Below are 14,830 nucleotides of genomic sequence, written 5' to 3' on the forward strand. Positions count from 1 at the left end.
CAGTTCGTGGAATCTGTGTACACGGTTCAGGTCATGGTGTAGACACAAACCAGATTGTGTCTACACCGCGATGTTCGATCATCACCGAAGTTTGTCCAGAGGGGGCAGCGTGCCTTTACCAACCACCGCGATCATCGGCGCCGGGATCAGCGGCCTGACCGCGGGCAAGATGCTCACCGACTACGGCGTCCCGTACACCTGCTTCGAGAGCTCCGACCGCATCGGCGGCAACTGGGCATTCGGCAACCCGAACGGCCACAGCAGCGCGTACCGGTCGCTGCACATCGACACCTCCAAGCATCAGTTGTCCTTCCGGGACTTCCCGATGCCGGATGATTACCCGGACTTCCCGCACCACACGCAGATCAAGGCGTACCTCGACTCCTACGCGGAGGCCTTCGACCTCACCTCGTCGATCGAGTTCACCAACGGCGTCGAGCACGCCCGTCGACTCGACGGTGGAGGCTGGGAGCTGGAGACCCAACGAGGTGAACGACGCCGCTTCGATCTCCTCGTCGTCGCCAACGGACACCACTGGGACCCGCGGTTCCCGAACTTCCCGGGTGAGTTCGACGGCATCGAGATGCATGCGCACCACTACATCGATCCGCGGACGCCGCATGACTTCATGGGCAAGCGCATCCTGGTCGTCGGCCTGGGGAACAGCGCTGCCGACATCGCGGTGGAGTTGTCGTCGAAGGCGCTCGACAACAAGCTGACCCTGTCCACCCGCTCCGGTGCGTGGATCGTGCCGAAGTATTTCGGCGGCAAGCCCGCCGACAAGTACTACAAGACCTCGCCGCACATCCCGATGGCGTGGCAGCGCAAGTTCGTGCAGATCATGCAACCGGTGACAGCCGGCCGTCCGGAGGACTACGGTCTCCCGACTCCGAATCACAAGTTCTTCGAGGCGCATCCGACGCAGTCAGTGGAGCTGCCGCTACGCCTGGGCTCCGGCGACGTCATCGCCAAGCCGAACGTCAGCCGGCTCGACGGATCGACGGTCCACTTCGACGACGGTACCTCCGACGACTTCGACATCATCATCTATGCAACGGGATACAACATCACCTTCCCGTTCTTCGACCCCGACTTCATCTCCGCCCCGGACAACCGGATCGACCTCTACAAGCGGATGTTCTACCCCGGTATCGACGACCTCGTCTTCGCCGGGTTCGCGCAGGCCGTCCCGACGCTGTTCCCGTTCGTCGAGTGCCAGGCGCGCCTGATCGGTGCGTACGCGACGGGCCACTATCGTCCGCCATCGGTTGCCCAGATGCGGGACACGATCGCGGCGGACACAGAGTTCTTCACCGGCCACATGGTCCAGAGCGCGCGACACACGCAGCAACTCGACCACTACCTCTACGAACACAACATGCGTACCAAAGAGATTCCCGACGGTCGACGCCGCGCGCAGGAGCAGGGGCCGATGACCTGGGCCGGTGTCGCGGATTCCGTGCCCGTCGGCACCGTCTCGGAAGCGGGGGCCTCAGCATGACCGCAGCGGGCACGACCACACCGTCCGGGGCGGAGACCGTCCGCTTCCCGTCGTCCGGCACCGACTGCGACGCATGGTTTTTCGCTGGTTCGTCGGCTTCGCCCTTCGAGGTCGACGGCAAACGGCCCGTCGTCGTGATGGCGCATGGTTTCGCGGGCACCAAGGACTCGGGTCTCGAACCGTTCGCCCGGCGTTTCGCGGAAGCTGGACTCGCGGTCTTCGCGTTCGACTACCGCGGTTTCGGGTTGTCCGAAGGTCAACCGAGACAGCAGATCTCGCTGGAACGCCAAGCCGACGACTATCGCGCGGCGATCGTTGCTGCGAAGAAGCAGCCCGGCGTCGACCCGAATCGGGTGATCCTCTGGGGAGTTTCGCAGTCGGGCGGTCACGTCCTGACTGTCTCCGGTGGCCGAACCGACATCGCCGCGGTGATCTCGGTGATCCCCCTCGTCAACGGGCTCGCGGCCGGTCGCGTCGCCTACGACCAGGTCGGGGGTGCGGCGATCGCCCGATCCACCGCGACCGCGGTGGCGAGTGCGCTGTCGGCGAAGCTGGGGCGCGGCCCGAAGATGATGCGCGTCGTCGGCAAGCCGGGGGACCGTGATGCGGCACTGACAGCGCCGGGGTTCCTCGAGAGCTACCTGGCGATCGCCGGACCGTCCTGGCGCAACGAGGTCGATGCGTCGGTGGGTCTGGAGATCGGCGGTTTCCGTGCCGACAAGCATGTCCACGAGCTCGACGCGCCGGTGCTCGTGCAGATCGCCGACTACGACTCGGCCGCGCCTCCTCACGCCGCGGCGAAGGCGGCGTTCAAGGCACGCGCCGAGGTCCGGCACTACCCGTGTGATCACTTCGACGTCTTCGCGGGCAACGACTGGTTCGAACCGTGTGTGGGCCACGCGATCGCGTTCCTCACCCGCAAGCTCGCGGTCGAGACGGTGACCGCCCGGTGAAGCGCGCGATCGTCATCGGGGGAGCGTCGGGAATCGGGCTCGCGACGGTCGATGCGCTGACGGCCGGCGGAGTGGAGGTCGTCGTCGCCGATGTCGACGCCGAGCGTGCCGAAAAGGTTGCGGCCGAGCGTCTCGGCACCGTCCGCGCACTGCGGCTCGACGTCACCGACGAGGATTCGGTGGTCGCGGCGTTCGACGCGGTCGGAGAGTTCGACACGGTGGTGAACTGCGCCGGACTGTCTGATCCGGGAGCCCTGACCGAACTCGAGTTGAGTGCTTGGCGTCACACCGTCGACGTCTGCCTCACGGGCACGTTCCTGGTGATCAAACACGCCGGCCGACGGATCGCCGACGGCGGTTCGATCACCTGCATCGCGTCGCTCAACGGTCGGCAGCCGGGTGCCGGGATGGGTTCGTACTGCGCGTCGAAGGCGGGTGTGCTGATGCTCGTCGAGGTCGCGGCCCTGGAGTTGGCGGAACGGGGGATACGGGTCAACGCCGTATCGCCGGGTCTGGTGTCGACGCCGCTGACCGAGGGCATCGGATTCGTGCCGGGTCTCACCGAGGAGTACATCGAGAACACACCGCTCGGACGCAGCGGCGAACCCGCCGAGATCGCCGACACCATCGTCTTTCTCGCCTCCGACAAGGCGCGATGGATCACCGGAGCAGCGTTCGACGTGAACGGCGGCGCACACCTCAAGCGGTATCCCGACGTCCTCGGGAAAGCGCGCGCGATGTTGGAGCAGGCATAGGGCGCCAACGCCTTTCGGTGCAGGGTCAGGCCTGCAGCGGCGCTCCGACCTCACCCGAGTCGCGTCGGAGCACGCGCAGCGATCCTTCCGCCCGGACCTCGGTGAACTGGCCGGTTTCCAAAGCCTGGCAATAGATCTCGTAGGGCGGACGTCCGCCGTCGGCGGGGTCGGGGAAGACGTCGTGGATCAGCAGGGCGCCGCCGATGCGCACCCACGGAGCCCAGCCGTCGAGGTCGTTCTGGGCGGCTTCCATGCTGTGGCCGCCGTCGATGAACACGAAGTCGGCAGGCTTGCCCCAGATGCGGGCGGCGACTTTCGACGGTGCGAGGAGTCCGACGACGGTCTTCTCGAGTCCGGCGTCGAACATGGTGCGGCGGAAACGTGCCGAGGTGTCGAGCGTGCCGGTGTGTGGGTCGACCAGCGATTCGTCGTGGTACTCCCAGCCGGGTTGGTGCTCCTCGGAGCCGCGGTGGTGGTCGACGGTGACGAGGACGGCGTCGTTCGCCTCGGCGGCGGAACCCAGGAACACCGTGGACTTTCCGCAGTAGGTGCCGATCTCCACGCCGACCTTCGTCGAATCTGGTTGGGACAGATACTCTCCGGCGATCTCGAACAGCGTCTGGGCCTCGTCGAGCGGCATGAAGCCGGGCGCCTCGTCGGCGACTTTGCGGCGTTCGGGGGACGGTGCGTTCGGCGACGGTGCCGTGGACTGTGACATGGCACAGATCCTATCGGGTGTGTGAGGGGCGCCGCGTAGGGTGACCGTTATGAAAGCTCAGGTACTCAGTGCAGAGACAGGCCCTTCCGGACTCGAATTGACCGAGGTCCCCGACCCCACTCCCGCCGACGGCCAGGTCGTCGTCGACGTCAAGTCCTGTGGAGTGTGTTTCCCGGACCTCCTGATGAGCCAGGGCAAGTACCAGCTCCGCGTGCCGACCCCGTTCACCCCGGGTACCGAGGTCGCGGGCGTGGTGCGGTCGGCACCCGAGGGATCGTCGGTGAAGGTGGGGGACAAAGTCCTCGTCGCCTCGATCGTCGGCGGTTTCGCCGAGCAGGTGGCGGCCGCGCCGGAACAGCTGCTGCCGCTGCCCGAGGGGCTCAGCTTCGAGCAGGGCTCTGCGATGGGCATCAATTATCAGACCGCGCTGTTCGCGCTGAAGACCCGCGCACACACCCAGCCGGGTGAGGTCGTCGGTGTGCTGGGTGCCGCCGGCGGTGTCGGCACCGCGTCGATCATGGTCGCCAAGGCCATGGGTGCGAAGGTCGTGGCCATCGTCCACCGCAAGGGTGCCGAGGAACTGCTTCGCAGCGCCGGCGCCGACGAGATCGTGCAGCTCGAGGAGGGCTGGGGCGACATGCTCCGGGAGGTCGCGCCCAAGGGTGTCGACGTCATGATCGATCCGTCCGGAGGTGAGGTCTTCGACGAGGCGCTGCGCCAGGTCGCGCCGGACGGTCGCTACGTGGTCGTCGGCTTCGCGGCGGGCGGGATCCCGACGGTCAAGCTCAACCGCGTTCTCTTCCGCAACATCGCGGTCGTCGGCGCGGCCTGGGGCGAGTACGTGCGCACCCATCCCGAGCTGAATCTCCCCGCGAAGCTGCACGAGGAGCTGAGCCAGATGATCGCCGACGGCATGACCCCGCAGGTCAACGTCACCTACTCGCTGGATCAGCTGCCCGAGGCGTTGACCGATCTCGCCGAGGGGCGGATTCTGGGTAAGGCGGTCGTGAAGATCGGCGACTGAGGACATCGGCTCGGCCGGCGACGACCGCAGGAGACAGCCACCTGCGAAGGGAACCGCCATGTGCCGCAACATCACCGAACTCCGCGGACTGGAACCGCCCGCCACGGCCGACGAGGTCGAGGCAGCCGCGCGGCAATACGTCCGCAAGGTGAGCGGTGTTCGGCACCCGTCGCCGGCCAACGCCGAGGCCTTCGAGGCCGCGGTCGTCGCCGTCACCGCAGCGACCCGCACCCTGCTCGACGCCCTGCCCGAGCGTCGTCAACCGCCGAAGACGGTTCCCCCGCTTCGACGCCCCGAGGTACAAGCGCGGATCGCCGCGCGGGGATAAGCACCCGGTTCAGCAATAGGTATCGCTCAGCGATACCTATTGCTGACTGCGTTCTGCTCTACCTGTGGAGTACCTGACAGCATCCCCATCCGTGAGCGGTTAGGATCGCGAGGACGTTAGATGCTGATCGTGGCTGCGCGCATGGTGGTCATCAGATTGGGTGGGGGAAGAGTGACACCGAAGCCTGTAGAGGTGAACCCGGGCAGTCTCGCTGACGCGGCGACGCACTTGCATTCGTACGGTACGTCGATTCGGGGGATTGAATCGCCGACTTTCGGAGCGATCCGAAATTCACTGGTTGGCTTTGAGACTGCATCAGCCACTGGCAGCGTCGATGCGTCAGTGAAGCAGGCGCTGACGACGATTGCAGGCCGACACGAACAGTTTGGCGATGCGCTGAAGTCCGCCTCGAGCGTGATGGTCAATGTCGACTACGTTGCCGCTCGACTACTAGAGTCGCTTGGCAATCTCAACCAGCGTCCTGAGTGATGGCGGCAAAGACACGCAGTGTTTTCGCGATGCGCACCCCGAGGTTCTCGCTCATGCGGCGTCCGCCTTGGTACCGGTGTCGACCGCAATCGAGAGAAAAGCCGGGGAACTCCATGCGAAGGTAACTGGCCTCGATTGGAAGGGGGCCGCTCGTGACGGGGCGGTGACCCTCGCCGACTGGGAGAAAACGCAGATGACCCGTGTCGCGGACGCTGTCGAGGAACTCGGCGAAGCGTTCAAGTCGGGGGGCAGTCGAATGGCCCCGATGGTCGAGAACCTCAATACGTCAGCTACCAATCTCGAGAACGACCAGTTCTCCGTCTCTGAGGATTGGACCGTCCGTGACCTGAGAGACTACGCACCCGAAGAGAAGCGCAACGAGGGTGACTCCACGGCACTGTCTGAGATAGCCGAAGCTCGTCGCATCCGCGGCGAAGAAGCAACCAACGAGACCATCCGACTCCAGAGGCTTGCGCAGGAGTTGCACACTGCTGACGTCGACACGAAGCGCGCGATCAGTGAAGCAGAGGAACTCATCAGAACGCTCGCGCCCGTCACAGCGGGACTCAGTGTTCGTCAGTCCGAGCTAGACCTGAAGGCGCTCAAGGATGGCAAATTGTCGCCGGCGGCCCGAGAGCGACTGAGGCAAGCACATCCTTGAGTCCCGAGCAGCTCGCAGCGCTCCGAGATGGGCAGGCCACGGAGATCCCCCAGGGGCAGTACAACTACCTCAGCAGCATCATGACCGAGCTCAAGACAGCGAACATGGACGAGCTTCTCAAGGTTCATAACGCTGCGCCAGGCCTGCTCGGAGACGCCTTCCGCATCATGTCGTCTCCCAACGTACACACGAAAGCGGGCTCAACCGGCGGCCTTGACCGCTTGCCTGACTCGGTTGTGTCACTGCTTCGCGAGAATCCGATCAAGCGGACGACCGCAGGTATGTCGACGGGATACCCGTACTCCTTCGCAGGGGTTCCGCGTCTCGATGACTTCAAGGCTCTGAACACGATCTTGAGTGACCGTACCGACCGTGGTCTGCAGTTGGGCACTGACGTCGATCGAGGAATGCTCAAGCAGGCATCTGAAATCGCTGGAGCTCTTCCGGACGACGAAGATAAGCTCTTTGGTCTGTACGACGAAAATCAGCGCGTCGAGGACGTGCGAAAGCTCGCGAGCTCGATGCTCACCAACTCGAGTCACGACCGGCAAGCTGTCACCGATTTCCTGACCGGGGAACGGATGGGCGTGACGGTTGCCGAGGGGCATAGATACGACGCCGATGCGCACGTGCTGAACATTCTTTCTGAACGGTGGTCTGTCGACGGTGTGAAACTCGGTGCCGAAGGCGATTTGTCTGGCGGTAGAGATCTTTTCGATTGGATCGGGGCGGCGGCACCATCCGAGGGCTACGAGGGGCAGCTCGGTGGTAGGGCCGCCGATGCATTGGCGCGCATTCTGATCGATCACGAGAACGAACTCGATTCGCTGGTCGTCGAACGAGACTCAACAGGAAATAACAAGTACGAAACCTTCGGTGACCGGAATGCTCTGCTGTCGCAGGTACTTGCCAAGAACCTCGCGCCGTATTTCGGTAACTTCGCCGGTGCTCCGGATGGGGTCTTGGTCAACCACACAGCCGGTCCGCTCGAAGACACGGTGGAGTTCTCAAAACTCATCGGGGTGCTCTCCACGGATCCCGGTGCGGGTCGAGTTGCGTTGAGCGCAGCCGTGCAATGGGAGAATTTCCTCGCGCACGAGTACGGCAGCGACCCGGAAAACTCGGAGCTCGCCACTGCCGCTGCCAAAATACACAGGTCAATGGACGACGGCTTGACCAACGCGCTCTCAACCCTCGCCGACAACGACCACTGGGAGAGATTGCGGGAGTACAACGCGAAGTCCTTCTTGATCGACTCGGCCGGAGGGCTTTTGGCCGCTGGTGGGTTGAAGATCCCTGGGCTCTCCGAGGTCGCCGGCATGGCCGTGCCACTCGTGAAGATGGATGAGGTTGCGTTGCCGACCGCTGATCCGCAGGACAACGAATCTGCATGGAAGACAGAGCTTGAGAATCTAGGGACCGGCCTCGACAAGATGACGGCCGGGCATGATCGGGTTGTTCATGTGACGTCCGGCTATCTCGAGGATCGACCCGACCTCTGGGGTAAGGTGTGGACTGCGCGCGACGGTGCTCAGATAACATTCGTGAAGCCAGACGGGTCTCTTGACCTGGAAGTGGTTCAGGCCAACGGCCGAGAATTCACGAGATTCTCGAAGGAAATCGGCGCGGAGAGTATTCGTTTCGAATACAACGACCACTTCGGTGAATCACTCGAAGATCCGACCATTAACGATTCCGACCAGTCCATGGAGGTAGTGGACCGTGCGCCGCGCTGACGTTGTCGCAGTTGCATTTCTGTGCCTTGGGCTTGTGACTTCCTGCAGTGACATCGGTATATCTCCACCCCCGGGATCTTCGGGCAATACCGCGTCCAGTTCGGTCCGATCTATGTCCCCCTCGGAAGCCCGGGCAGCAGACCGTCTGCAGTGGAGAATGCGCTGGCGTGAGGACGGGGCTGTTGACCTGTCATCACCGACTGGGACGTTCATTCGAGGGGTCATCGAAGGAGAAACCCTTCTGCTCTTCGATTGGGATGTTGAGGGTGAGTTTCCAGGCATCAAAGATGCGATTCCCAGCCGGAAGGATTGGATGCCGCCTCTGGGCAGCAACGACTACCAGACGGTGGATGAGATCTATAAGATTGCCAATATCCGTGACGTCGGCGACAACTCTGCTGTCGCGCTTGTGTGCACAACCGGGCAGGTGAGTACCGATGAAGCGGCCTTTCCGCCCTACTTCGATTCGCAGGATGTCCCTGATGCCCGTGAGGTGGGCCCTTCGTAGTGGTCCAGTTGTTGTGCGACTCTGTTGCCCGAGTGTTTGGGCAGGAAGAATCGATGACGACATGGCAGGTAGCAAGCGCCGGCGGCATACGCCGGATCAGATCATCCGCAAGCTGGCCGAGGGCAGCAAGCTCCTCGGGACCGGGCAGGAGTTGGCTGAGGTGTGCCGGCATCTGGAGGTCACAGAGTCGACCTGGCATCGCTGGGTGGCCCAGTACGGGGGCATGAAGGCCAATGACGTCAAACGCCTCAAAGAACTCGAAGCTGAGAACGCTCGGCTCAAGAAGTTGGTCGCCAACCAGGCCCTCGATATCGACATGCTCAAGGAGGTTTCGTCGGGAAACTTCTGACCCCGAACCGCAAGCGCAGCGCCGTGACGATGCTGCGTGAGCGGTTCGGGGTATCTGAGCGGCGAGCATGTGCTGTGGTGGGCATCCACCGCTCCACGATGCGACTGCACCCAGCGCCGATCACCGCGGAGGAAGCCGAGCTGCGGTCCTGGCTACGTGGGTTTTCCACCGACCGGCCCCGCTGGGGCTGGCGACGCGCCGCGATCGCCGCGCGCAAAGCGGGCTTCACGGTCAACAACAAACGCATCCGCCGCCTGTGGCGCGAGGAGGGGCTGCGAGTTCCCCAGCGCCGCAGGAAGAAACGGCTCACCGGAATCGGGACCGCGGTTGGGGCGATGTGCCCAATCCGGCCGAACGTGATCTGGGCGATGGACTTCCAATTCGACACCACCGCCGACGGCCGAACCATCAAAATGCTCAACGTGATCGACGAGTTCACCCGCGAAGCCCTGGCGATCCACGTCGACCGCGTCATCAACGCCGATGGCGTGGTTGACGTTCTCGACCGCCTGGCCCTGATACATGGTCCACCGTGCTACGTGCGGTTCGACAACGGACCGGAATTCGTCGCTCACGCCGTCAACGACTGGTGCCGATTCAACGGCACCGGATCACTATTCATCGACCCCGGCTCCCCGTGGCAGAACGCCTGGATCGAATCGTTCAACGGCCGCCTGCGCGACGAGCTGCTCAACTCCTGGCGCTTTGACTCCCTGCGCGAAGCCCGGGTCATCATCGAAGACTGGAGGATCGACTACAACGCCAACCGACCCCATTCGGCCCACCACGGACTCACCCCCGCCGAGTTCGCCCTACAGTGGACCACGACCCACCAACCCCAAGCCGCATAGCGACTGGACCATCGAATGGGTCCCCCTCACCCGCGACAGGTTTGTGGCGGTCGAGCGCTTGACGTTTCATCGCGAGGGCGAGTCGCCGCCTGAAAGCCGGCCCGGTCCCAAGCTGTTTCCCGGGTATGGCGTATTCGGAGATTGGTGGGTCTCGGAGTACACGGATTCGTGGGCGCCGCCGTCGGGTCCCGACGAGTGGGGGAGGGAACCGATGCCCGACCCGAGTATTTGCGGTGACATGGGCGACCTGACATCTCCAGGCCCGTCGTTCCCGGGCTGGTCGGGCGCTGGAGTCTGAGACGCCCGAACCCGTAGCGGGTCAGTCAGCAATAGGTTTCGCTGAGCGATACATATCGCTGATCCGTGCCGCCGCCAAACCTGGCGATTCAAAATAACCCCAGCTCACCGGGGTTAGGCCCACCGGTGAGCAAAAATTTGGGACGTGACCGCGGGGTCGGGCTAGGGTCCGAGTGGTGTCCAACCACCGATCTCACCGCGCTCATCGAGCCGCTCCGCGCGTGGTTCGCCTCCTCGCACTCGCGCTGACCGCCGCCATCGTCGGCATGCTGGCCATCCTCGGCGGACCTGCGCCCCGCGCGCAGGCCGCACCTGACGACAGCTGTGCGCCGGCCGGGCTCGCGTCCGCGTCGGCCGCGCCGGTCAATCTGGCCGCGGCGGAACAGGGCGGGGAGGACAAATACACCACCCCGAACACCACGCAGATCGACCAGCTCGACCTGAATGCGCTCGAGTTGCTCGCGCCGGGAAAGCTCTCCGTCGGCACCCTCTCCGACGCCGGGCCCAGCATCTGCGTGAACAGCGCCGGAGACTTCACCGGCTTCGACAACGAACTCCTGAAGGCCGTCGCCGCGAAGCTGGGTCTGCAGATCGAGTTCAACGGCACCGAGTTCGCGGGTCTGCTCTCGCAGGTCGCCAACAACCGGTTCGACGTCGGGTCGTCGTCGATCACCACCACCGACGACCGTCGTAAGACCGTCGACTTCACCAACGGCTACGACTTCGGCTACTTCTCGCTCGTCGCGCCCGAGGGCGGTTCGATCAAGGGATTCGGCGACCTGTCGGACTCCACGCGTATCGCCGTCGTACAGGGCACCGTGCAGGACGACTACGTGATCAACACCCTCGGCCTCGACCCGGTCAAGTTCCCGGACTATGCAACGGCTTACGCGAACCTCAAGAGCGGTCAGGTCGACGCGTGGGTCGCGCCGTCGCAGCAGGCGGAAGGAGCTGTCCGCGAGGGTGACGGCACCGCGATCGTCGAGAACACCTTCAGCGTCAACAACTTCGTCGCGTGGGCGGTCGGCAAGAACAAGCCCAATCTCGTCGAGGCGTTGAACTCCGGACTCGACGCCATCATCGCCGACGGCACCTACGCGAAGCTGTACGAGGACTGGGTGCCGCGAGAACTGCCGGCGGGCTGGAAGCCGGGCAGCAAGGCCGCGCCGGCACCCGAACTCTCCGACATCGCCGCGATCGCCGCGGAGAACGCCGAGAAGGCCGGCCCGACCGAGGCCACCAAGCCGAAGAGCACGCTCCAGCAGCTCGGTGACACCTTCTTCAACTGGGACCTGTACGAGAAGTCCTTCCCGGAACTGATCAAGACCGGTCTGGTGAACACGCTGATCCTCTCGGTCGTGTCCGGTGTGCTCGGCACCATCCTGGGCATGATCCTGGCGATCTGCGGCATCTCCCGTTCCCGCTGGTTACGCTGGCCCGCACGGGTGTACACCGACATCTTCCGCGGCCTGCCGGCGGTGGTCGTCATCCTGATCGTCGGCCTTGGCGTCGGGCCGGTGGTCAAGGGGATCACCGGTAACAACCCGTACTGGCTCGGCGCGGTCGCCCTGGCGCTCCTCGCGGCGGCCTACATCGGCGAGATTTTCCGATCCGGCATCCAGAGCGTCGACGACGGTCAGCTCGAGGCGTCCCGGGCGATCGGCTTCAGCTATCGGCAGTCGATGCGATTGGTGGTGGTACCGCAGGGTGTGCGACGTGTGTTGCCGGCCCTGATGAACCAGTTCATCAGCCTCATCAAGGACAGCTCCCTGGTCTACTTCCTCGGACTGCTCGCCAGCCAGCGCGAACTGTTCGCCGTCGGCCGAGACCTCAACGCGCAGACCGGAAACCTGTCGCCGCTGGTCGCCGCGGGCATCATGTATCTCATCCTGACGATCCCGCTGACGCACCTGGTCAACTACATCGACCGTCGCCTCCGTACCGGCAGGCCCGCCGATGTCCACGATGACCCGTTGCCCGTCACCGCTGTCGAGAAGGGATAGGCCATGCCTGCCACCACCACCACACGAAAAGCGGTGTCGCTGACCGGCACCGACCTACACCTGTCGTTCGCGAAGCACCATGTGCTGCGCGGCGTCGACATCCAGGTCGACGCCGGGACGACGACGACCGTCATCGGACCGTCGGGGTCGGGCAAGTCGACGCTGCTGCGGGTGCTCAACCGCCTGCACGAGCCCGACCAGGGAGACATCCTGCTCGACGGCCGGTCCGTCCTCGAGGACAACCCGGATGAGCTGCGCCGCCGAATCGGCATGGTGTTCCAGCACTTCAACCTCTTCCCGCACAAGACGGTCGTCGAGAACGTTGCGCTCGGCCCCCGGAAACTCAAGGGGCTCAGCAAGGACGAGGCCCGCGAGGTCGCGCTGAAGCAGCTGGAGATCGTCGGGCTGACCCAGAAGGCCGACGTTCGGCCGGCGCGCCTGTCGGGCGGTCAGCAGCAGCGCGTGGCCATCGCACGGGCGCTCGCCATGACGCCGGAGGTCATGTTCTTCGACGAGGCGACGTCGGCCCTCGACCCCGAGCTCGTCAAGGGCGTGCTCGCGCTCATGGCCGACCTCGCCTCCGAGGGGATGACGATGGTCGTCGTCACCCACGAGATGGGCTTCGCGCGCAACGTGAGTGACAACGTCCTGTTCATGGACCACGGCGCCGTGGTGGAGACCGGTGAACCCGGGCAGGTCTTCGACGACGCCAAGTCGGACCGCCTGCGCACCTTTCTGTCTCAGGTGCTCTGAGACCTCACATCCACTGGACGAGTTCGTCGGACCGTTCCGGGTGACGTTCCCGGAACCGTTCGACGACCTCGCTGATGTGGTCGTGCATCAGCGTCTCGGCCTTGCGCGGCCGGCCTGCGATGATCGCCTTGGCGATGTCGGCGTGGTCGTGGCTCATCGCGTCGTCCTCGGGGATGGTGTCGCGGCCCGTTCCGAGCACGTGTTCGACGACGATGTGGTCGATGGCTTGGGTCAGCAGGGTGAGCACCCGGTTGCCGCTGAGTTCGGCGATCACTGCGTGAAAGTTGTTGAGGTCGCTGAAGATCTCGCTCTCCTCATGCTCCTCGACATCGTAATCGAGGAACCGCGCGAAGGCCGCCTCCTTCAATCTGCGGTCCTCCAGCCGGGCGACCTTGGCCGACAGCTGCGGCTCGAGGATCTTCCAGGTGTCGAAGACCTCGTCGTACGTCGCGCCGGCGAGGTGGAAGTACAGGGTCGCGGTGCGCGCGAGGTAGGACGCATTGAGCGCGCTCACGAACGGGCCTCCACCCGGACCGCGCTTGAGCGTGATCAGACCCTGGACCTCGAGGATGCGCAACGCCTCACGCAGCGTCTCGCGGCTCACCGAGTAGTTGGCGAGCATGTCGCTCTCGGCAGGGAGTCGGTCGCCCCGTCGTAGGCCGAGACTGACGATGTCGGAGACGATCGCCGCGGCGGTGGTTTCCGACGCCTTCGGGGCACGCGTGGTCTCGGACCTCGCCGAGGAATGCATCTCTCCCGGGTTGTAGATGATCGGGAGGCCGGTGCGGGCCAGTTCGCGTGTCATCTTCGACCTCTTCAATTGCGGTGAAACTGGCCCGGAGCCGCTGACTGGAATCCGATCGGTTGCACTTTACGTGGTTGCCGGGACAAGACTCGGACAAATCGTACGAGTGAATGAAACCCCGCTACGTGTTCTAACACGCGGTCGGCATCGGCGCAGGGGAGCGCATGTCTGCGGTTCAGTGCTGCTCGATCGCGAACAACCGAGCCCCGTTGCGGTAGAACACATTGCGCAACCAGTCGTCGTCCATGCCGAGGCCGGTGATCACCTCGAGGGCATGCGTGTAGCCGTAGGGGATGTTGGGGAAATCGCTACCGAAGAGGATCTTGTCCCCGGCGTCGGCGAGGCGTGACCGCAGATCGGCGGGGAACGGGGCGTTCTCCTCGGCGAAGTCGGTGAACGCCATCGTGGTGTCGAGGTGGACGTTCGGGTATTCGAGTGCGAAGTCCAGGAAGGGCTCGTACTCGGGCATGCCCATGTGCGCGATGATCAGCGGCAGCGACGGGAACCGGTGCAGCAGAGCGCGAATCGGTTCCGGTCCGGTGTGGTTTCCGGGTGCGGGACCCGAACCGCAGTGGATGATCACCGGCACCTGCGTGTCGGCGATCTGCGACCACACGCCGTCGAGCAGCGAATCCGTGGGGGAGTAGTCGCCGACCTGGATGTGGGACTTGAACACCCGTGTCCCGGCCTGGATGGCACGGGATACGTACGCGGTGGCCGATTCCTCCGGGTAGAAGGTCGCGGTGTGCAGACAGTCCTCGTGGTGGGCGGCGAAATCGTTGGCCCAGCCATTGAGCCACTCCGCCATGTCGGGCTTGTGTGGGTAGACGAGCGACGAGTAGGCGCGGATCCCGAAATCGCGCAGTGTCGACACCCGGACGTCTTCGTCGGCGCGGTAGGTGATGGGCCACTCGCGTCCGACGAGCGGGCCGGCGGAGTCGAAGTAGGCCCACACCTTGTCCATCACCGGACGTGGCATGAAATGCGTGTGGACGTCGACGATGCCCGGGAGGTCGAGGTCCTGCCAGACCGCGCGCACGCGATCCGCCTCGTGGGAACTGAACGGCACTGGGGACTCCGGAACGGCACTGTTCACCTG

At 64.4% G+C, this 14,830-nt stretch carries 15 protein-coding genes; 12 read left to right on the forward strand and 3 right to left on the reverse strand.

The annotated features are described in order from the left end of the window. The first annotated feature begins 109 nt into the window (after window positions 1-109). The 3 genes from C5O27_RS08570 to C5O27_RS08580 are packed head-to-tail and all read left to right on the forward strand — an operon-like array spanning window position 110 to window position 3,209. Window positions 110-1,501: a flavin-containing monooxygenase gene (locus tag C5O27_RS08570; protein ID WP_006358623.1), complete on the forward strand. Its 1,392-nt coding sequence runs from the start codon at window positions 110-112 to the stop codon at window positions 1,499-1,501. Beyond that, a complete protein-coding gene (locus C5O27_RS08575) occupies window positions 1,498-2,454 on the forward strand; it encodes an alpha/beta hydrolase (RefSeq protein ID WP_006358622.1) in 957 nt (318 codons plus the stop codon). Before C5O27_RS08570 ends, C5O27_RS08575 begins: the two co-directional genes overlap by 4 nt. Next, window positions 2,451-3,209, forward strand: coding sequence for an SDR family NAD(P)-dependent oxidoreductase (locus C5O27_RS08580; RefSeq protein WP_006358621.1), 759 nt, complete (start codon window positions 2,451-2,453; stop codon window positions 3,207-3,209). Before C5O27_RS08575 ends, C5O27_RS08580 begins: the two co-directional genes overlap by 4 nt. A gap of 25 nt (window positions 3,210-3,234) precedes the next feature. Here the strand turns inward: C5O27_RS08580 and C5O27_RS08585 are convergent, their stop codons facing one another. Then, entirely contained in the window at window positions 3,235-3,927 is a 693-nt protein-coding gene (locus C5O27_RS08585) for a class I SAM-dependent methyltransferase (protein ID WP_035755798.1), read from the reverse strand. A 49-nt stretch (window positions 3,928-3,976) separates the two neighbouring features. On the opposite strand from C5O27_RS08585, the gene C5O27_RS08590 reads away from it, so the two are divergent. The 9 genes from C5O27_RS08590 (at window position 3,977) to C5O27_RS08630 (ending at window position 12,926) form a co-directional block, all read left to right on the forward strand. Next, the gene (locus C5O27_RS08590) at window positions 3,977-4,951 is read left to right on the forward strand and encodes an NADPH:quinone oxidoreductase family protein (RefSeq protein ID WP_035755796.1); all 975 of its coding nucleotides are present in this window, start codon (window positions 3,977-3,979) and stop codon (window positions 4,949-4,951) included. A 58-nt stretch (window positions 4,952-5,009) separates the two neighbouring features. Further along, window positions 5,010-5,279 carry a DUF2277 domain-containing protein gene (locus C5O27_RS08595; protein WP_006358618.1) on the forward strand — a complete coding sequence of 90 codons (270 nt, stop codon included), beginning with the start codon at window positions 5,010-5,012 and terminating at the stop codon, window positions 5,277-5,279. A 120-nt stretch (window positions 5,280-5,399) separates the two neighbouring features. Next, window positions 5,400-5,768, forward strand: coding sequence for a hypothetical protein (locus C5O27_RS08600; RefSeq protein ID WP_081724878.1), 369 nt, complete (start codon window positions 5,400-5,402; stop codon window positions 5,766-5,768). Then, window positions 5,740-6,429, forward strand: coding sequence for a hypothetical protein (locus C5O27_RS22950; protein ID WP_244216613.1), 690 nt, complete (start codon window positions 5,740-5,742; stop codon window positions 6,427-6,429). The genes C5O27_RS08600 and C5O27_RS22950 overlap by 29 nt, the downstream gene beginning before the upstream one ends. Continuing rightward, a complete protein-coding gene (locus C5O27_RS08605; RefSeq protein ID WP_425269600.1) occupies window positions 6,426-8,165 on the forward strand; it encodes a TPR repeat domain-containing protein in 1,740 nt (579 codons plus the stop codon). Before C5O27_RS22950 ends, C5O27_RS08605 begins: the two co-directional genes overlap by 4 nt. Before the next feature lie 112 nt (window positions 8,166-8,277). Continuing rightward, complete coding sequence (locus C5O27_RS08610) at window positions 8,278-8,673, forward strand: hypothetical protein (protein WP_244216615.1); 396 nt, start codon at window positions 8,278-8,280, stop codon at window positions 8,671-8,673. Between the two features lie 61 nt (window positions 8,674-8,734). Beyond that, window positions 8,735-9,873, forward strand: a protein-coding gene (locus tag C5O27_RS08615; protein WP_127962480.1) for an IS3 family transposase whose coding sequence is annotated in 2 segments (ribosomal slippage) — window positions 8,735-9,005 and window positions 9,005-9,873 — 1,140 coding nt in all. Because the reading frame shifts where the segments join, the coding sequence is not laid out codon by codon here. A gap of 563 nt (window positions 9,874-10,436) precedes the next feature. Further along, on the forward strand, window positions 10,437-12,173 hold the full coding sequence (locus tag C5O27_RS08625; protein ID WP_230461971.1) for an ABC transporter substrate-binding protein/permease: 1,737 nt from the start codon (window positions 10,437-10,439) through the stop codon (window positions 12,171-12,173). 3 nt (window positions 12,174-12,176) lie between these two features. Then, window positions 12,177-12,926, forward strand: a complete 750-nt coding sequence (locus C5O27_RS08630) for an amino acid ABC transporter ATP-binding protein (RefSeq protein ID WP_006360327.1) — start codon at window positions 12,177-12,179, stop codon at window positions 12,924-12,926. Window positions 12,927-12,930: 4 nt separating this feature from the next. Here C5O27_RS08630 and C5O27_RS08635 read toward each other — a convergent pair whose 3' ends face one another. Together C5O27_RS08635 and C5O27_RS08640 are read right to left on the reverse strand one after the other, a co-directional pair. Further along, window positions 12,931-13,731, reverse strand: coding sequence for a FadR/GntR family transcriptional regulator (locus tag C5O27_RS08635; protein WP_006360326.1), 801 nt, complete (start codon window positions 13,729-13,731; stop codon window positions 12,931-12,933). Between the two features lie 175 nt (window positions 13,732-13,906). Further along, a complete protein-coding gene (locus C5O27_RS08640; RefSeq protein ID WP_040004326.1) occupies window positions 13,907-14,827 on the reverse strand; it encodes an amidohydrolase family protein in 921 nt (306 codons plus the stop codon). Window positions 14,828-14,830 lie beyond the last annotated feature (3 nt).

Origin of the sequence: Gordonia alkanivorans, assembly GCF_004011905.1 — a bacterium.
Classification (GTDB): domain Bacteria; phylum Actinomycetota; class Actinomycetes; order Mycobacteriales; family Mycobacteriaceae; genus Gordonia; species Gordonia alkanivorans.

Coding starts and splice junctions, on each gene's coding strand:
- C5O27_RS08595 (WP_006358618.1), top strand. CDS start 5,010: ATGTGCCGCAACATCACCGAACTCCGCGGACTGGAACCGCCCGCCACG.
- C5O27_RS08585 (WP_035755798.1), bottom strand. CDS start 3,927: ATGTCACAGTCCACGGCACCGTCGCCGAACGCACCGTCCCCCGAACGC.
- C5O27_RS08625 (WP_230461971.1), top strand. CDS start 10,437: ATGCTGGCCATCCTCGGCGGACCTGCGCCCCGCGCGCAGGCCGCACCT.
- C5O27_RS08610 (WP_244216615.1), top strand. CDS start 8,278: ATGTCCCCCTCGGAAGCCCGGGCAGCAGACCGTCTGCAGTGGAGAATG.
- C5O27_RS08600 (WP_081724878.1), top strand. CDS start 5,400: ATGCTGATCGTGGCTGCGCGCATGGTGGTCATCAGATTGGGTGGGGGA.
- C5O27_RS08590 (WP_035755796.1), top strand. CDS start 3,977: ATGAAAGCTCAGGTACTCAGTGCAGAGACAGGCCCTTCCGGACTCGAA.
- C5O27_RS08630 (WP_006360327.1), top strand. CDS start 12,177: ATGCCTGCCACCACCACCACACGAAAAGCGGTGTCGCTGACCGGCACC.
- C5O27_RS08575 (WP_006358622.1), top strand. CDS start 1,498: ATGACCGCAGCGGGCACGACCACACCGTCCGGGGCGGAGACCGTCCGC.
- C5O27_RS08635 (WP_006360326.1), bottom strand. CDS start 13,731: ATGACACGCGAACTGGCCCGCACCGGCCTCCCGATCATCTACAACCCG.